This is a genomic window from Mycobacteroides sp. PCS013, assembly GCF_049532645.1.
GTDB lineage: Bacteria > Actinomycetota > Actinomycetes > Mycobacteriales > Mycobacteriaceae > Mycobacterium > Mycobacterium gwanakae.
Genome location: NZ_CP150131.1, coordinates 831,250 through 847,802 on the forward strand (window position 1 = coordinate 831,250; position 16,553 = coordinate 847,802).

Below are 16,553 nucleotides of genomic sequence, written 5' to 3' on the forward strand. Positions count from 1 at the left end.
TCATTCGATCAGATCGTTGCGCGGCGGCCGGATGGACTCGTTACCGAGGGTGGGCAGAAGATCCCCCGGATCTCCATGCCAGGGGAGGGCCGACAGTTGTCGCACGCTACGTCGTCCGCCAAAGGCGCGGAGCGCCTCGAAGTCCGAAACCGAGAGGGCGAGTCTATCTGTGGCCGTGGCGGGTTCGCCGAGTTGTACGGAACCGGTCGTCGGGGTGTTCAGCATGAGAGTCAGTACCCCGTTCTGTCGAGCCATTCCGTCAAATCTCATCATCAGGAATTCCAGGGCGACGGCGAAGGCCGGATCCTCGGTGCGGGTGCCAGGTCGCCCGAGTGCGCCGCGGATGTCGTGCTCATGAGTGAGGGAATCGAAGACGAGTTGGGCGGCTGGCGCTTCGAGTCCATCCTGGCCCACCCGCTCGATCACCGTGTCGATCGCCTCGCTCCAGAGATCGAGCAACTCATCGACAGTCTTACCTGCCAGGCGATCAACCTGCGCGCGGGTCCACGCCTCGGTACCTATACCTTCAAGATTGAACGACACGATGTCTTGCGCGAGTCCAGTGAGGTGAGCGAGCGTCTGGCGCACGGTCCAGGCCGGGCATGCGGGCACAGGCAGTTCGGCGATCTGGGCGCGCTCTCGAAGGAGGGCGTCAATACGTTGGTAGACAAGGCGGTACGCGGCGACCGCCTCGCCACCCGGCCGTAGTGCTGGCAGCCGCCCGTCGGTGGGCACCGTGGGCTACGTCCCGGCAAGGACGAGTTGACGCTCGGGTGCCGTCGTTACGTGTGTGTCGTGACGACGCCAGCAGTGACGGAGTACCCGTAGTAGGAACGCGGGCCGCCGCATCAACAACGGTGAATCGTGCATGTTGTTGATACGCAGAATCGTTTCGGTGATCTGAATGTCGTTGCGCGCTGCGATCATGACCCTGTCCGACCACCATGCCGTCAGCTTCCACAGCACGCGCTGGGTGAGGGGGATGTCGGCAGGCATTGCGGTGAACAGCGGTGCCGATAGCTTGTTGTGCTGCCACACCGTGTTGATGTGCCGACCGACGGTGCGGAAGTACCGGCGGGCCAGCTCGGCGTCGCCCTCGACGAGGCAGTCCCGGAGCGCGACCGCTTCCAGCAGCGCCATGGTCATGCCCTGGCCCTTGATGGGGTCCAGACTGCAGATCGCGTCACCTATCACCAGCAGGCCCTCGGGGAACTGCTCCATCTGGTCGTAGCGTCGCCAGAGCGCCTCGCGGTACCTAAAGACGTGCACATCACCTATCGGTACCGCCGAGCGGATGGTGTCCAGGAGTCTTTCGGGCACGAATTGTGCTGCAAAAGAGTTCATTTCATCGAAAGTGCTGGGCGGTTCGTCCAGATTGAACTTGCCCAGGGTCAGCATCACGGTGCCGTTTTCGCAGCGCGCAATGGCTCCGCCATACGGGCGTCCGGGCGCCGGGTTGAAGAAGGTGAGCTTGTCCATGTCGGTGTCGTCGGAGACATGCAGCAGTTGGCTCGCGTACGTCACCGGTGATTCCATGCGGACCGTGGCCGGCCGGGGGTAGCCGAGCCGATCGAGGAAGGTTTGGGTGCGCGGCGTGCGCCCGGTGGCATCGATTACCAGGTCCGAGATCAACGTCGTCACCAGGCCGGTGGATCGGCGCGCCACCCGAACGCCGGTCACGCGATGCCCCTCGGTCATCGGCTCGATGACGTCGTGGCCGTCCAGGAATTTCACGTTGTCCAGGCGCTGAATACGTTGCCGTACATGCATTTCCAGAAACGGTCGGGTCGCGAGGTAGAGCCGCAGTGTTTCCGGGTCGTGGAACTTCCCTGATCGAGGGAAGATCTCGCGAGATCCGATCAGCATCGTGATGCGTGACAGGTCGCCCTCGTCACACACCGTGGCGCCGTTGGTCTGGAGCTCGTCGCGGATTCCGGGAAACAACCGCTCCAGTCCTTGCGTGCCGGAGCTCATGAACATGTGAATGTGCCGCCCCTGGGGCACCCCGCTGCGTGCGGCGGCGGTCTTCAGGTCGTCGCGCTCGACCACGGTGACCATTTCGTACGACTCCGACAGCACCCTGGCTGCCAGTAGTCCGGCCATCCCGGCCCCGAGGACTACTGCGTGATCTCTGTGTTCCCGCTTGTCAGGTGTCATCGCCGATCCTTTCGTCCCGATGCACCCTACTCTTACTAACCTCTTAATTTCTTAGAAAAGCCTTAGATTTGCATGAGCCGGCCGTTAGCCACCGAACAGCAGGTACAGCCCGGTGAAGGTGTAGCCCACCATCACCAGCATCATCGCGAGCTGGCCCGTCACCTGGTGTTTCTTGGGCAGGACACGCAGCGCCCGGTCATGGGCGGCGACCACACCCGCGATGTGCCCGGCCAGTACGAATCCCACCTTGAGAGTGGAAAGCACCGCGGGGTGCATCGACAAGACGTAGGAGACGTCGACATCGGAGAGCCATCCCCGCCCGAGAGGGTCGGCGAGCCGCAGCAGCGTCTGCTGACCCCGCTCCACGAGATAAGTCAGATAGTGAGCGAACACGTATCCGATGACGATCGGGATCAATGAATGCGCCAGCAGGCCCGGCAGAGCGCGGCGAGTGGACGCGTCGACGCCGCCGGTCGTGCGCGCGGCGAGCCAGAAGGTGGTGGCAACGGTGGCCACGAAGACCGCCAGCCCGACGGTTCGGATCGTCACGGCCGCAACTGTCGAGCCACCGGCGAGCTCGTCGACAAACGCGCGCCAGCCGGGCATGGCGGAGAAACTGTCGAACGCGGTCGAACCCAGCAGCACCGCGAGCACCGCCACGATACCGGGCCGAATCGGCAGTGACGGCAGATGATCGAACGGATTGCCGACAGCGATACGGCCATCGGCGTTGCGCCGCAACGGTGACAACCGCGAGGCCACCATGCTGTAGACCTCGAACGGATCGGCCCGCGCACACCAGCGGGTACCGCAGGCCAGCGCGCCGGTGAGGGTTATCGCCACGTACACCACGAGCCAGATCTTCACCGCACCAAGCGATCCGGGGTCGGCACTGGCCAGCTCGAGCCATACAAACATGTACAGACCCGCAGCCGCGGGCCAATATCCCCATCGCTGTGGGTAATCGGCGGGTGTCGGCCGCCGCGAGAACGGTAGTACGCGGTACACGGCCCGCACCGGCGACAGCACCCGCCAGGCGGGCCCGCACAGCAGCGACAGCGCGACCACGCCAACCCACAGCAGAACGTAGAAGACACCGGGCAACGGATTCGTGGCGTCCTGTGGGCCGAGTGTCGCGGCCACGCCGATCCACGCGGTTGCCAGGAGCACCAGCACGGTGCCGGCCCGGCGGGTGACCGGGCTATCGGCGGCGGCGGTGACCCAGTCGGGCAGCGGTCGCCCGGGCCGACTCGCGTCGAACCGGGGCTTTTTCCAGGCCAGTGCGACCACGGCGAAGGTGAACGTCAACGCCCACGCCGCGCCAATCAGTGCGTAGGAGTAGGGGATCGGAAGATCGGACGAACCGCCCAGTCCGTGGGCGAGTACCGCCGTCGACCGATCAGCCGTCACGGCTGGACGGAGATCGTCGCGATCGTCTTCTTGAGTTTGTGAAGTTCGACATCGACCTTTCCGGGCACACTGACGCTGAACTGGAACGTCTGGCCGCTCTTCGGCTCGATCTCGAAGCTGTGGTCGGGAGTCGAGTGAACGTGCAACTCGTCGGCGGTATCGCTGTCTACGCGGATCACGATGGGTTCGGCGACGCGCGTCTGCAGCGTGGCATTGGTTGGCGTGACGACTCCGTTCTTGATGGTGACGCTGACGGTCAGCGGTGCCGGCGGCGCACTGGAGTCGGTGGCCGGAGCCTTCGTCGAAGTGGTGCACCCGGCACACGCCAGCACTGCGATGGTGATCGCGGTCAGGGCTCTCATCGTCATCCTTGATTCCTCCTAATCGGGGTGTTCTTCCTCGCCGAGCGGATCGTCCTCGTCGGCCTGGCGCCGGTCTCGCATCGCCACCCAGATGACGACACCCGCCACCACGACCGCGGGTGCGAACGCGGGCAACGCCAACAGCAGTGAATGGTCGGCCAGGTATTCGACGGTCATGGGCCGTGAGACACCGGCTCCTTGGGATCCGGAGTCGGCAATGCGTCACTGGCGCTGCGAGTTTCGGTGCCATTCATGCGCCCGGCGCCCCAGCTCAAGGCGGCGATGAGGACCAGCGTGCAGAACAGCACCACCAGTGATGCCACGTTGAACAGCCACGAGGGATGGTTCTGGTTGCGTTCACGTTGCAGGATCGTCAGCTCCTGGGTGAACGGACGGGTGCTTGACGTCAACGCCGGTGTCTCCGGTGCGCCGATGCCGGGATCGGCGGGAAGGAAGATCGGCACCCCGGTCATGGTGGTGCCGTCCTGCACGCGCAGCAGAGTCTTCCACGACCCATACACCGGAATGGGCTGTGTCGAACGGTAATGGCCCTCACTGATCTTCTGAAGCCTGTCGATGGCCAGACCATGATCATTGGCCAGTCCGCCCTGCCAGGACAGAATGGTCACCCATTCGGGGTCGTCACTGATGAGGTCGCGCGGGTTGATCACCACGTCCGCCGACACCATCCGCTTACCGCCGTCGTTGGACAGTTCGTTCAATGTGATTGTCGCGGTGGCATGTTCGGGCACCTCGGTGCGCAGGCCGTTGGCCACCGCGGCGCCCAGCACCAGCACCGTCAGGACGACTGCCGTGATGCTCACCGATCGCTTCGGCAGCTTCTGGCCGGTGAGCACCATGCCCAGCAGCGCGCCGCAGACGCCCATGGCGATGGCGGCAGGCACCGACATCGCCAGCGCTTCCGGCCACATGCTCAGTGGCCACGGGTAACGATAGACAGCACCGATCCAGAGCGATTCCAGCCACAGGCCGGCGGTGCCCACCCCGAGGCCCGCAATGGCGCCGAACAGTATGGGGCGCTTGATGAGCGGGGTCAGTGCGATGAGTTCGACGACCAGGGCCGGCCCGAGATACAGCGCGAACCAACTCGTCGGTCCGCCGAGGATGGGCCCGGCGAGCAACGAGACCGCCGCACGCAGGACGATGGCGAGCAGGGCGCCGATGATGGCCGCGCCGCGTCCCATCACGGTCCGCGCGCATACCGCGGCGAAGGCGGCAGCCGCGGCGATCATCATGGGCTGCTGGACCAGCCGGAACTGTTCGACACCGAAGTCGTACTCGATCTGGAACACCGACAGCCCGATGAACAAGCCCCCGAAGGACAAGTAGCGCAAGAACTTCACGAACTTGGTGTCGTCATCTGCATTGAAGCCGATGGCCCGGCGGCCTTCGTATTCCAGGATCAGCACGGAGACCAGCGACAGTCCGGCACCACCGATCAGCATCAGGTGCGTGGGACCCCACAGCGTGACGTCCTGGCCGAAGATGCGGTGCCAGATGTCATCCAGCGGGAACCCGATCAACGCATACAGGCCACACATCGCCATCAGCAGTCCGCCCACCGGCGCGTACCAGGTGCGGGTGATGCGCACCGCCGCCGAACCGGGCCTGTCATAGGGCAGAACTATCGCCAGCGTGCCCGCGATGAACAGCAGGAACAACCCGAACAGGATGAAGTAATGCGCGGGGTTGGCCAGCGGGCCCGCGTCGCGGCCCTTGCCGATGTGCAGGCTGACGTCCCAGATGAAACCGAACAGCGCGGCGACGATCGTCGAGACGAACAGGCAGATCTGCAGTGCCACCCAGGGTGGTCGATTGAACTTGTTGCCGATCTTGTCTGCCAGGTTCTGGAGCCAGGTGATGCGTCGCTGGCGGTGCAGGTACCCGATCCACAGCAGGCCGCCCGAGACGATCGTGGCGGCCACCGACATGCCGATCACCTGGTCGAGCGCGGCGCCGCCGCCTTCGTCGGCAGCAGCGATGATGTGCAGAGACTCCGTTGTCATTGGCCGGCCATCCTGTCCGCTGAGTGGGGGAGCAACAGTGCTACTGGTCGGTAATGTTTCCAGAATTCCTCGGCTCAAACAGGAGTACGTGCTAATCACTCACTGTCCCTGCGGCATGGGACGATCGTCAGGTGACCGATGCGCTGCACCTGATCCTTGGGGACGAAGAACTACTGATCGAGCGTGCGGTGACCTCGGTGCTGCACGCGGTGCGCGGCAAGGCGGGTGCGGACATCCCCGTCAATCGGCTGCGTGCGGGGCAGGTCGACGTGGCGGAGCTGGCCGAGTTGCTGAGTCCCTCGCTGTTCTCCGATGAAAGAGTCATCGTCGTGGAGGCCGCTGCCGAGGCGGGCAAGGACTCCGTCACCCTCATCGAGCAGGCGGCTGCCGATCTTCCACCGGGAACCTTTCTGCTCGTTCAACATTCGGGGGGTGGACGTGCGAAGGCGCTCGCCGCCACGTTGCAGAAGCTCGGTGCCGCGGTTCACGATTGCGCGCGGATCACCAAGGCCGCCGAGCGAGCCGACTTCGTGCACAAGGAATTCCGCCGCCTGGGGCAGAAGGTGGACGCCGATGTGGTCGCGATCGTGATCGATGCCGTCGGCTCCGATATTCGTGAACTAGCCGCCGCGTGCTCTCAGTTGGTATCGGACACCGACGGCAACGTCGATGAGGCCGCGGTGCGCCGCTACCACTCCGGACGTGCGGAGGTCTCAGGATTCGATATCGCCGACAAGGCGGTCGTGGGTGATGTCGCCGGCTCCACGGAGGCGCTGCGCTGGGCGATGCAGCGGGGCGTTCCGCATGTGCTGTTGGCCGATGCGCTCGCCGAGGCGGTGCACACTATCGCCCGGGTGGGGCCGATCAAACAGAACGCCTACGCGGCCGCGTCCGAACTCGGGATGCCGCCCTGGCGTATCGAGAAGGCGCAGAAGCAAGCGCGCCGGTGGTCGCGTGACGCGGTGGCCGAGGCCATCCGGGTGGTGGCCGCGCTCAACGCCGATGTGAAGGGGGTGGCGGCCGATGCCGACTACGCCCTGGAATCGGCGGTGCGCAAGGTGGCCGAGCTGGTGAACACCTGACCCCGCGGGGCTGCCTCAAGACACGAAAAACGCCGAGCGCGCTCGCGCGCTCGGCGTTGATCGGAAAATTAGATCAGAGCTTGTTCAGAGCCAGGGCGAGCGCCGACTTCTTGTTGGCGGCCTGGTTCTTGTGGATGACACCCTTGGTGACGGCCTTGTCCAGCTTGCGGCTGGTCGAGACGAGCAGCTCGCCCGCCTTCTCCTTGTCACCCTCGGCGAGCGCGTCGCGGAAACCGCGGACGGCCGTGCGCAGGGATGACTTGGTCGCCTGGTTGCGCAACCGGGCACGCTCGTTGGTGCGGATGCGCTTTTCCTGCGACTTGATATTGGCCACGCGTCTAAGTCCTTCGGTAAATCGTCTGGTAGGGCGGCGGCCTCCAGATCATTGGACCCGGGGCAGCTGAGCAGCGCCGCAAGGGAAGAGACTACCAGGAGTCTGGCCGAAACCTGAAACCGGCGGGTGGCCGCACAACGCCAGATTGCGTCCAGGTATCCAGCAAGTATCGGCGATACGCGCGCACGCACTGCCGAATCCGGCGAGTTGGTGCAGCATAGGCAAGGTGAGCCTGCGAACAGTGATGCCGAACTCGGGGCGACCCACACGCACGGCGGCAACGCCACGGCTAACCCGGCGAGATGACCAGATATTCGGCGGTTACCGCGAACTGGTGTCCGAGAAGGGTGCTTACGCCAAGGCCTTCGACGAGATGTTCGACGCCGATGGCAACGTGCGCGGGCCGTATAAGGGGATCTACGCCGAGCTGGCGCCCACCGATGCCGCCGACCTTGCCGCGCGTGCCGACGCGCTGGGCAGGGCATTCATCGACCAGGGGATCACCTTCTCGCTGTCGGGGCAGGAACGCCCGTTTCCGCTGGACCTGGTGCCGCGCGTCATCGCCGCGGCCGAATGGTCACGGCTGGAGCGGGGCATCGCTCAGCGGGTCCGCGCACTGGAGATGTACCTGGCCGACATCTACGGCGATCAGGAGATCCTGCGAGACGGGGTGATCCCGCGTGCCCTGGTCACGTCCTGCGAGCACTTCCACCGCGAGGCCGCCGGAATCAATCCGCCCAACGGGGTGCGTATCCACGTCGCGGGTATCGACCTGGTCCGCGACGCGCAAGGCACCTTCCGGGTACTCGAGGACAATCTGCGGTCCCCGTCCGGGGTGTCGTACGTGATGGAGAACCGTCGCACCATGGCGCGGGTCTTCCCGGACCTGTTCGCCACCCACCGGGTGCGCGCGGTGGACGACTACTCCTCGCATCTGCTGCGCGCCCTGCGTAAGTCGGCGGCCACCAATGAGGCGGACCCGACCGTGGTGGTTCTCACACCGGGTGTCGCGAACTCGGCCTACTTCGAGCACTCCCTGCTGGCCCGCCAGATGGGTGTGGAGCTTGTCGAGGGACGCGACCTGTTCTGCCGCGACAACCAGGTCTACATGCGCACCACCGAGGGTGAGCGTCAGGTCGACGTCATCTACCGCCGCATCGACGACACCTTCCTGGACCCCATGCAGTTCCGTCCCGATTCGGTGCTCGGTGTCGCGGGTCTACTCAACGCCGCGCGCGCCGGGAACGTCGTCATCTCCAGCGCCGTGGGCAATGGAGTGGGCGACGACAAGCTCGTCTACACCTACGTGCCGACCATCATCGAGTACTACCTCGGCGAGAAACCCATAGTCGCGAACGTGGATACCTACCGATGTTGGCTCGACGACGAGCGCGAGGAAGTGCTTGACCGCATCGACGCGCTCGTCATCAAGCCGGTGGAGGGGTCCGGCGGGTACGGCATCGTCTTCGGCCCCGACGCCACCGAGAAGGAACGCGCCGCGATCGCCAAGAAGATCAGGGCTGACCCGCGTGGCTGGGTGGCCCAGCCCGTGGTCCAGTTGTCCACGGTGCCCACAAAGGTCGGCGACCAGCTGGTACCGCGGCACGTGGACCTGCGCCCATTCGCGGTCAATGACGGTGACGACGTCTGGGTGCTGCCCGGTGGTCTCACCCGGGTAGCGCTGCCGGAAGGCTCGCTGGTGGTCAACTCCAGTCAGGGTGGCGGCTCCAAGGACACCTGGGTGCTGGCCTCGCGGGCTTCTGTCGCCGAGCGTGAGCTCTCGGGGGCCGAGGTGGTCCCCGAGCTGCCCAAGGCGGCGGAGGTCGAACAGGGGCCCGAGGCGGCCACCGCGGGTCTGCAGGTGCAACAGCAGCAACAACAACAGCAGGTGATGTCCTAATGCTGGCGCGAAACGCGGAGTCGCTCTACTGGATTGGCCGATATGTCGAGCGTGCCGATGACACTGCGCGCATCCTCGATGTCACCGTGCACCAGCTGCTCGAGGATGCCAGCGTGGATCCCGATCATGCCTCCCGCGTGCTGCTGCGCGTGCTGGGCATCGACGCGCCGGACACCGTGCTCGATGTGTGGTCACTCACCGAGCTCGTCGCGTTCAGCAGGGGAGTGCAGGGTGGGTCGATCGTCGACTCCATCTCCGAGGCGCGTGAAAATGCGCGCGGCGCACGCGAAGTGACGTCCACTGAGATGTGGGAGTGCCTCAACACCACCTACAACGCGCTGGCCGATCGCGAGCGCGCCGCCCGCAGACTTGGCCCGCATGAGTTCTTCACCTACGTGGAGGGGCGCGCCGCGCAGTTCGCGGGACTTGCCGACTCCACGCTCAGCCGCGATGACGGTTACCGGTTCCTGGTGCTGGGCCGCTCCATCGAGCGGGTGGATATGACGGTGCGGCTGCTGCTGTCGCGTGTTGGTGACCGCGCGTCCTCACCCGCCTGGGTCACGCTGTTGCGTAGCGCGGGCGCGCACGACACCTACTTGCGCACGTATCGCGGCGTCCTGGACGCGAGCCGGGTTGTCGAGTTCATGCTGCTGGACCGGCTGTTCCCGCGCTCGGTGTTCCACTCGCTGCGCCAGGCCGAGCTGAGCCTGGAGGAGCTGGATCACCAGCCGCACAGCCGAGTCGGTGCGCGTGCCGAGGCGCAGCGGTTGCTGGGGCGGGCCCGCAGTGAGTTGGAGTTCATGCGTCCCGGAGTGTTGTTGGAGGACCTGCCGACACGACTGGCCGGCCTGCAACAGACCTGCCGGGAACTGGGTGAGGCGGTGGCGCTGCAGTACTTCCACGCCGCGCCGTGGGTGGCGTGGACCGATGCCGGTGGCCGCCACGATGTCGATCCCATTGAAGAAGGCGAGATCTGACGATGTGGCCCCCACCCGCGGGAGGTACCCCCAACGTGCGCGAAGAGGAGAAGTAGATGTGGCGCTTGCGAGTCGTCCACGCCACCGGTTACGCCTACAAGACGCCGGTGACCGCCTCCTACAACGAGGCGCGGCTGACACCGCGCAGTGACGGTCGCCAGAACGTCATCCTCAATCGCGTGGAGACGGTGCCGGCCACCCGCTCGTATCGGTACGTCGACTACTGGGGTACCGCCGTCACGACATTCGACCTGCACGCACCCCATACCGAGCTGGAGGTGACAGGTCTGTCGGTGGTGGAGACCGATGTCGCGGAGAAGCCAGAGGAAACGGTGGGCTGGGATGACATCCACGCCGACGCCGTCATCGACCGATTCGACGAGTATCTGTCGCCTAGCGCATACGTCCCACACAGCAAGAAGGTGCAGTCGGTGGGCAAGCGGATCGCTAAGGATGCCACTCCCGCCGAGGCCATTGTCGCGGCATCGAGATGGGTGCACTCGGAGCTCGACTACGTGCCCGGAACCACCGGTGTGCACTCGTCGGCGCTGGATGCGTTGCGTGAGAGAAAAGGTGTGTGCCAGGACTACGCGCACCTGACCTTGGTCCTGCTGCGCAGCATGGGGATCCCGGCGCGCTACGTCTCGGGATACCTGCACCCCAAGGGCGACGCGGCGGTGGGCGAGACGGTGGACGGGCAGAGCCACGCGTGGATCCAGGGCTGGGCCGGTGCCTGGTGGGATTACGACCCCACCAATGACAGCGAGATCAACGAGCAGTACATCACCGTGGGCGTCGGCCGGGACTACTCGGACGTCAGCCCCCTCAAGGGCATCTACTCGGGGGGTGGCTCGACCGATTTGGACGTCGTGGTCGAAGTCACACGACTCGCCTAAACACCGCAGAAAAGCCAGTTATTGCACAGGTGTCTGGCAAGAAGAGTAATAATGCGTAGACCATGGTGACCAAACAAGCTACCGGGCTATACGGCGGACGAACGGCAGACGAGCGCCGCGCGGAGCGGAGGCGACGCCTTCTTGAGGCGGGGCTCGAGGTTATGGCCAGCTCCGGCTGGGCTGCGACAACGGTTCGGGAGATCTGCAAGACCGCCGGACTGAACACCCGTTACTTCTACGAGTGCTTCGACGGCCTCGACGAGCTGCTGGTCGCCGTTTTCGACTGGATCATCGAGGACAGCATCGCCACCGCAGGGTCCGCGATGGCCGCTGCCGAGAAGGACTCACGCTCGCAGGTGCATGCCGGTGTCGTGGGTGCGGTGACCGCACTGACCGCCGATCCCCGGCGCGCCCGCGTGATCGCCACCGAGGCGATGGGCAGCCAGCGGCTCACTCGTCGCCGCATGCGGTTGACGCACTACATGGCGTTGATGCTCGGTGCCGCGCGCGCCGAGTTCGATCCGGATGCCGACCCCAACTACACCGCGGTGCAGGCCGAAGCCCTGGCGGCCGGTGTCGCGGGCACGGTGCTGGCATGGCTCGACGGACGGCTGCGTCTTGAGCGTGAAGAACTGGCTGAGTACACCGCACAGTTCGTTGACCAGGCCATGTTCACGCCGTTGCCGGTGCGCAACTCCGTAGAGCACTGAGCTGGGCTGATCGGTTCGATCAGCTCCAGGAGAAGTGCGTGCGCAGGCGCATCGCGACGATGTTGAATCGCTCCACGTCCAAAATGGCGCCCTCACGCCGGATTCCCTCTTCGGGAACATCGAGCACGCGATCCAGGCGCACCCAGCTGGGGCGGCCGTCGTAATCCCAGCTACCGCTGCCGAGGGCCACCCAGTCCGGGTCGGTGTCGTGGCGTTCCTGGCTCGAGAGCATCAGGCCCAGCAGCACCGAGCCATCCCGTCCCACCACGAGCACCGGACGATCCTTGCCCTGTGACGGGTCATCCTCGTAGACCACCCAGGTCCAGACGATTTCGCCGGGATCGGCGCGACCGTCCAGGTCGGGCGTGTATTCGATGCGACGGGCCCGATGGGCCGTGGGCACACTGCGGTTGGTGACCGGACGCCCCGGAATGGCGGTCTGCTGCTCGGTCTCCACGACGCCGATCGCTTCCAGCCCGCGCTGCAGCCCCCGCTGAACGAATTCCGACCCCTGTAGTTGCCGCAGCACCTTCGGGCCTTCGCGGAACACGACTTGTTCAAGAGTGTCCACCGCGATCTTCCCGAGCTTCCGCCCGAGCGTCTGCCACTGTGACGCCATGCTGCGAGCATACTGACCGGTAGTCCCTCACGACGTGTGTGTCAGGAGCATGGCGCGCGGCATGGGAGCATGGTGCCGTGCCAAGTTTTGCCGACACGACGTTCACGGACCCGGCGCTTATCCGTAACTTCTGCATCATCGCCCATATCGACCACGGGAAGTCGACCCTGGCCGACCGGATGCTGCAGTTGACGGGCGTGGTCGATGAGCGGTCCATGCGTGCCCAGTATCTGGACCGCATGGATATCGAGCGTGAGCGCGGCATCACCATCAAGGCACAGAATGTGCGGCTGCCCTGGCAGCTCAAGGGCGAGAACGGGCCCGAGGACTATGTCCTGCACCTCATCGATACCCCCGGGCACGTGGACTTCACCTACGAGGTCTCGCGGGCGCTGGAGGCGTGCGAGGGCGCGGTGCTGCTCGTGGACGCCGCGCAGGGCATCGAGGCGCAGACGCTGGCCAACCTGTACCTGGCACTGGACAAGGACCTGACCATCATTCCGGTCCTCAACAAGATTGACTTGCCCGCGGCCGACCCCGAGCGCTACTCCGAGGAGATCGCGCACATCATCGGCTGCGAGCCCTCCGATGTGCTGCGGGTCTCCGGCAAGACCGGTGAGGGCGTCGAGGCACTGCTGGACGAGGTGGTGCGGCTCATTCCTGCGCCACAGGGTGATCCGGATGCTCCGGCGCGCGCGATGATCTTCGACTCGGTGTACGACATCTACCGGGGCGTCGTCACCTACGTCCGCGTCGTCGACGGCAAGATCACCCCGCGCGAGAAGATCGCGATGATGTCGACGGGCGCCACCCATGAGCTGCTGGAGGTGGGCATCGTCTCACCCGACCCCAAACCCTCTGCGGGCCTTGGGGTGGGCGAGGTGGGCTACCTGATCACCGGGGTGAAGGATGTGCGCCAATCCAAGGTCGGTGACACCGTCACCTCTGCGCGCAAGGGTGCGACCGAACCGCTCACCGGTTATCGCGAACCGCGGCCGATGGTGTACTCCGGGTTGTATCCGGTGGACGGATCCGACTACCCGAATCTTCGTGAGGCGCTGGACAAGCTGCAGCTCAACGACGCGGCGCTCACCTATGAGCCGGAGACGTCGGTGGCGCTGGGCTTCGGATTCCGTTGCGGCTTCCTGGGATTGCTGCACATGGAGATCACCCGTGAGCGGCTGGAACGTGAGTTCAACCTCGACCTGATCTCGACCGCACCCAACGTGGTGTACCGCGTGGTCAAGGAGGACGGCACCGAAATGATGGTGACCAACCCGTCCATCTGGCCCGAGGGCAAGATCCGCTCGGTGTTCGAGCCCGTCGTCAAGACGACTGTCATCGCACCAAGCGAGTTCATCGGTTCGATCATGGAGCTGTGCCAGTCACGGCGCGGTGAACTCGGCGGCATGGACTACCTCTCGCCGGAGCGTGTCGAGCTGCGTTACACAATGCCGTTGGGCGAGATCATCTTCGACTTCTTCGACTCGCTGAAATCGCGCACCCGCGGCTACGCCAGCCTGGACTACGAAGAGGCCGGCGAGCAGGAAGCCGACCTGGTCAAGGTCGACATCCTGCTGCAGGGTGAGGCGGTCGACGCGTTCAGTGCCATCGTGCACAAGGACGGCGCCTCGGCGTACGGCAACAAGATGACCGTCAAGCTCAAGGAGCTCATTCCGCGTCAGCAGTTCGAGGTGCCGGTGCAGGCCGCTGTTGGCTCGAGAATCATTGCGCGCGAGAACATTCGGGCCATCCGAAAGGACGTGCTCTCCAAGTGCTACGGCGGTGACATCACCCGTAAGCGCAAGCTGCTGGAGAAGCAGAAGGAGGGCAAGAAGCGCATGAAGACCATCGGACGGGTCGAGGTGCCGCAGGAGGCCTTCGTGGCGGCGCTGTCCACCGAGTCCACGGCGGACAAACCGAAGAAGTAGTGCTGGCGCAGGCTTCTCGCGGCGGGTGACCCAACCTCGCCGAGTGTGCGAATAGTGTCGATATTTCGGTGAATTTCGACCGTATCGGCACACTCGGGCTCAGTGCTCGCACTCCTGACTCGGCATCCCGACGACGGCCCCGCCCTGCGGCCAGCCCGCGGGCGATTCCTCCCACGGCTCCTGACGCCCATACGGTGTCAGGTCCAAAAACGGATACCCGACCGCGGAATGATCCAGCCCACGCGCGAAGGCCGAATAGGTGTGAAATACCTCGTCTCCACGGCGCAGGAAGACACTGGCGCCGGGCCAATCCCCGCGCAGGTCTTCCTCGCTGAATCCGTCGGCGTGTAACTCCTCGAGCGACTTGTAGTTGTACTCGATCGGCGTGCGTGACGGGTCGAGCGTGACGTGGAAGTCGTAGCTGAAATCGCCGTCATTGGTGGAGTACCACGGGAATGTCCACCCGTGTTCGTCGCGGTAACGGGCGATGCTGGCATACGGCGCACGGGACACGCAGGCGAAGGTGACGCCCTTGTCGGTCAACAACGCGCGATCTCGTTCGGTGAATGTCATATCGGCCGCGCCGGTGCAGCTGGGGCATCCGCGGTCGGCGGCGTCGATCCACATGAAATGGTGGATGTACAGGGTGTGCCGGCCCTCGAACATGTCCAGCAGCCGCACCGGCCCGTCGGGGCCTTCGAAGAGGTAGTCCTTCTCGACTTTCACCATGGGCAGGCGTCGGCGTTCGGCATTGACGGCATCGCGTAGATGGGTGACCTCGCGCTCGCGGGCCAGCAGTTGCTTGCGGGCCGTCAGCCATTCCTCGCGGGTGACGGCGGTGGGATAGGCGGATGAGGTTGTCATACCGATACCGACCCACCCCGGCCGGAAAACTCATCGCGTCGATACGCTGAGCGGCATGAGTACCGTGCTTGCCGGGCTTCGTCTTCCAGTTGTCGGCGCCCCGATGGCCGGCGGTATCACCGTTCCCGCGTTGGCGCGCGGGGTGAGTGCGGCCGGCGGTTTCGGTCTGTTGCCTGCGGGGTACCGCAGCGTCGAGCAGCTGGACCAGGACCGCGAGGCGATGGGCGGTCTTCCCTTCGGTTTCAACGTCTTCGTTCCCACGCCAGACCTCGGGGCCGACCTGGGTGAGTACCTGGACAAGCTGAAGATCTGGGCCGACAAACTCGAGGTGGCTCCGGGCGATCCGGTCTGGCACGACGACGCGTATGCCGACAAGATCGAGTATCTGGTGGCCAATCCTGTCCCGGTGGTGTCGTTCACGTTTGGCGTGCCGTCCGCGCAGGACGCGCACCGGCTGCGCGAGGCCGGATCCGAGGTGTGGATCACGGTCACCAGTGCCGTCGAGGCCACGATCGCCGAAGGCATCGGTGCCGACGCGCTGGTTGTCCAGGGCCCCGAGGCCGGCGGTCACCGCAGCAGTTTCGATGCCGGTGCACCCGAAGAACCGCTGGCCGATCTGATCGCGAACGTGCGGGCGGTCACCGCGTTACCACTGGTGGCAGCGGGCGGAATCATGGACGGCGCCGACATCGCCCGGGTACTCGCCGCGGGAGCCTCGGCCGCCCAGTTGGGCACCGCGCTGGTGGTCACCGACGAGTCGGGTGCCAAACAGGTCTACAAAGACGCTCTGCTGCAACCGGCCGAAACGGTGGTGACGCGGGTTTTCTCGGGCCGCCCGGCGCGAAGCATCTCGAATGCGTTTCAGCGAGATATGGAATCGGTTGCCCCGGTGAGCTTCCCGGCGCTGAACTCGGCGACCAAGGAGCTGCGGGCAAGCGGAGATCCGGACGTGATGTCGCTGTGGGCCGGCACCGAACATCATCGGGCCCGGGCGCTGCCAGTGGCGGAACTGATGTCTGTGTTGGCCGGCGAACTGGACGCGGCGCGGGGTCAGGCGACAGCATGAAACCGACCACCCTGATCTGGACCGCACTTGTTGCCGCATGCCTGCTAGTCGGCATCGACCTGGTGATCTACCTGGCAGGTCCGCGTAGCGGAGGGTCCACCGGTGTCCTTGTGTCGCTCTTGGTGTTCAACCTGCTGCTCTTCGGCGGGCTCGGCATCTACCTACTTCGCAAGCGCTAATGAGCCGGGCGGGTAGCCAGATCGCACCTACGATGGTCG

At 65.2% G+C, this 16,553-nt stretch carries 17 protein-coding genes; 8 read left to right on the forward strand and 9 right to left on the reverse strand.

The window, feature by feature from the left end; translation table 11 throughout:
* The 6 genes from RHO23_RS04100 to RHO23_RS04125 all read right to left on the reverse strand — a co-directional run bounded on the left by RHO23_RS04100 (position 1) and on the right by RHO23_RS04125 (position 5,956).
* Positions 1 to 735: a maleylpyruvate isomerase N-terminal domain-containing protein gene (locus tag RHO23_RS04100; RefSeq protein WP_423488695.1), complete on the reverse strand. Its 735-nt coding sequence runs from the start codon at positions 733 to 735 to the stop codon at positions 1 to 3.
* Positions 736 to 741: 6 nt separating this feature from the next.
* Positions 742 to 2,157: an FAD-dependent oxidoreductase gene (locus RHO23_RS04105; RefSeq protein WP_070942611.1), complete on the reverse strand. Its 1,416-nt coding sequence runs from the start codon at positions 2,155 to 2,157 to the stop codon at positions 742 to 744.
* An 84-nt stretch (positions 2,158 to 2,241) separates the two neighbouring features.
* Positions 2,242 to 3,567 carry a hypothetical protein gene (locus RHO23_RS04110; protein ID WP_064408364.1) on the reverse strand — a complete coding sequence of 442 codons (1,326 nt, stop codon included), beginning with the start codon at positions 3,565 to 3,567 and terminating at the stop codon, positions 2,242 to 2,244.
* The gene (locus RHO23_RS04115) at positions 3,564 to 3,929 is read right to left on the reverse strand and encodes a hypothetical protein (protein ID WP_030095150.1); all 366 of its coding nucleotides are present in this window, start codon (positions 3,927 to 3,929) and stop codon (positions 3,564 to 3,566) included. The genes RHO23_RS04110 and RHO23_RS04115 overlap by 4 nt, the downstream gene beginning before the upstream one ends.
* A gap of 18 nt (positions 3,930 to 3,947) precedes the next feature.
* On the reverse strand, positions 3,948 to 4,106 hold the full coding sequence (locus RHO23_RS04120) for a hypothetical protein (protein ID WP_044104331.1): 159 nt from the start codon (positions 4,104 to 4,106) through the stop codon (positions 3,948 to 3,950).
* Positions 4,103 to 5,956 carry a hypothetical protein gene (locus RHO23_RS04125; RefSeq protein WP_423488696.1) on the reverse strand — a complete coding sequence of 618 codons (1,854 nt, stop codon included), beginning with the start codon at positions 5,954 to 5,956 and terminating at the stop codon, positions 4,103 to 4,105. The genes RHO23_RS04120 and RHO23_RS04125 overlap by 4 nt, the downstream gene beginning before the upstream one ends.
* Before the next feature lie 131 nt (positions 5,957 to 6,087).
* Between RHO23_RS04125 and holA the strand changes: the two genes are divergently transcribed.
* Complete coding sequence (gene holA / locus RHO23_RS04130; RefSeq protein WP_057964959.1) at positions 6,088 to 7,038, forward strand: DNA polymerase III subunit delta; 951 nt, start codon at positions 6,088 to 6,090, stop codon at positions 7,036 to 7,038.
* Between the two features lie 73 nt (positions 7,039 to 7,111).
* On the opposite strand, the gene rpsT is transcribed toward holA, so the two are convergent.
* Positions 7,112 to 7,372: a 30S ribosomal protein S20 gene (rpsT, locus tag RHO23_RS04135; RefSeq protein ID WP_030095153.1), complete on the reverse strand. Its 261-nt coding sequence runs from the start codon at positions 7,370 to 7,372 to the stop codon at positions 7,112 to 7,114.
* Between the two features lie 244 nt (positions 7,373 to 7,616).
* Between rpsT and RHO23_RS04140 the strand changes: the two genes are divergently transcribed.
* From RHO23_RS04140 to RHO23_RS04155, 4 genes are all read left to right on the forward strand, one after another.
* A complete protein-coding gene (locus tag RHO23_RS04140; RefSeq protein WP_057969648.1) occupies positions 7,617 to 9,272 on the forward strand; it encodes a circularly permuted type 2 ATP-grasp protein in 1,656 nt (551 codons plus the stop codon).
* Entirely contained in the window at positions 9,272 to 10,249 is a 978-nt protein-coding gene (locus RHO23_RS04145) for an alpha-E domain-containing protein (RefSeq protein WP_030095155.1), read from the forward strand. The genes RHO23_RS04140 and RHO23_RS04145 overlap by 1 nt, the downstream gene beginning before the upstream one ends.
* 56 nt (positions 10,250 to 10,305) lie before the next feature.
* Complete coding sequence (locus RHO23_RS04150; RefSeq protein ID WP_064408371.1) at positions 10,306 to 11,145, forward strand: transglutaminase family protein; 840 nt, start codon at positions 10,306 to 10,308, stop codon at positions 11,143 to 11,145.
* Between the two features lie 62 nt (positions 11,146 to 11,207).
* Positions 11,208 to 11,855 (forward strand): TetR/AcrR family transcriptional regulator, encoded by a 648-nt coding sequence (locus tag RHO23_RS04155; protein ID WP_057964958.1) that lies wholly within the window; start codon positions 11,208 to 11,210, stop codon positions 11,853 to 11,855.
* Positions 11,856 to 11,874: 19 nt separating this feature from the next.
* Here RHO23_RS04155 and RHO23_RS04160 read toward each other — a convergent pair whose 3' ends face one another.
* Positions 11,875 to 12,474: a type II toxin-antitoxin system PemK/MazF family toxin gene (locus RHO23_RS04160; protein ID WP_030095158.1), complete on the reverse strand. Its 600-nt coding sequence runs from the start codon at positions 12,472 to 12,474 to the stop codon at positions 11,875 to 11,877.
* 77 nt (positions 12,475 to 12,551) lie between these two features.
* On the opposite strand from RHO23_RS04160, the gene lepA reads away from it, so the two are divergent.
* The gene (lepA, locus tag RHO23_RS04165) at positions 12,552 to 14,405 is read left to right on the forward strand and encodes a translation elongation factor 4 (RefSeq protein ID WP_030095159.1); all 1,854 of its coding nucleotides are present in this window, start codon (positions 12,552 to 12,554) and stop codon (positions 14,403 to 14,405) included.
* A gap of 99 nt (positions 14,406 to 14,504) precedes the next feature.
* Here the strand turns inward: lepA and RHO23_RS04170 are convergent, their stop codons facing one another.
* On the reverse strand, positions 14,505 to 15,269 hold the full coding sequence (locus RHO23_RS04170) for a DUF899 domain-containing protein (protein WP_064408373.1): 765 nt from the start codon (positions 15,267 to 15,269) through the stop codon (positions 14,505 to 14,507).
* 55 nt (positions 15,270 to 15,324) lie between these two features.
* On the opposite strand from RHO23_RS04170, the gene RHO23_RS04175 reads away from it, so the two are divergent.
* Positions 15,325 to 16,335 (forward strand): NAD(P)H-dependent flavin oxidoreductase, encoded by a 1,011-nt coding sequence (locus RHO23_RS04175; RefSeq protein ID WP_070916338.1) that lies wholly within the window; start codon positions 15,325 to 15,327, stop codon positions 16,333 to 16,335.
* Positions 16,332 to 16,514 (forward strand): hypothetical protein, encoded by a 183-nt coding sequence (locus RHO23_RS04180; RefSeq protein ID WP_064408376.1) that lies wholly within the window; start codon positions 16,332 to 16,334, stop codon positions 16,512 to 16,514. The genes RHO23_RS04175 and RHO23_RS04180 overlap by 4 nt, the downstream gene beginning before the upstream one ends.
* Positions 16,515 to 16,553: the final 39 nt, after the last annotated feature.

What these genes read in the sequence shown, in the direction of transcription:
- RHO23_RS04105 (WP_070942611.1), bottom strand. Translation starts at nt 2,157, where the DNA reads ATGACACCTGACAAGCGGGAACACAGAGATCACGCAGTAGTCCTCGGG.
- RHO23_RS04115 (WP_030095150.1), bottom strand. Translation starts at nt 3,929, where the DNA reads ATGAGAGCCCTGACCGCGATCACCATCGCAGTGCTGGCGTGTGCCGGG.
- RHO23_RS04120 (WP_044104331.1), bottom strand. Translation starts at nt 4,106, where the DNA reads ATGACCGTCGAATACCTGGCCGACCATTCACTGCTGTTGGCGTTGCCC.
- RHO23_RS04125 (WP_423488696.1), bottom strand. Translation starts at nt 5,956, where the DNA reads ATGACAACGGAGTCTCTGCACATCATCGCTGCTGCCGACGAAGGCGGC.
- RHO23_RS04140 (WP_057969648.1), top strand. Translation starts at nt 7,617, where the DNA reads ATGCCGAACTCGGGGCGACCCACACGCACGGCGGCAACGCCACGGCTA.
- RHO23_RS04145 (WP_030095155.1), top strand. Translation starts at nt 9,272, where the DNA reads ATGCTGGCGCGAAACGCGGAGTCGCTCTACTGGATTGGCCGATATGTC.
- RHO23_RS04150 (WP_064408371.1), top strand. Translation starts at nt 10,306, where the DNA reads ATGTGGCGCTTGCGAGTCGTCCACGCCACCGGTTACGCCTACAAGACG.
- RHO23_RS04155 (WP_057964958.1), top strand. Translation starts at nt 11,208, where the DNA reads ATGGTGACCAAACAAGCTACCGGGCTATACGGCGGACGAACGGCAGAC.
- RHO23_RS04160 (WP_030095158.1), bottom strand. Translation starts at nt 12,474, where the DNA reads ATGGCGTCACAGTGGCAGACGCTCGGGCGGAAGCTCGGGAAGATCGCG.
- RHO23_RS04170 (WP_064408373.1), bottom strand. Translation starts at nt 15,269, where the DNA reads ATGACAACCTCATCCGCCTATCCCACCGCCGTCACCCGCGAGGAATGG.
- RHO23_RS04175 (WP_070916338.1), top strand. Translation starts at nt 15,325, where the DNA reads ATGAGTACCGTGCTTGCCGGGCTTCGTCTTCCAGTTGTCGGCGCCCCG.
- RHO23_RS04180 (WP_064408376.1), top strand. Translation starts at nt 16,332, where the DNA reads ATGAAACCGACCACCCTGATCTGGACCGCACTTGTTGCCGCATGCCTG.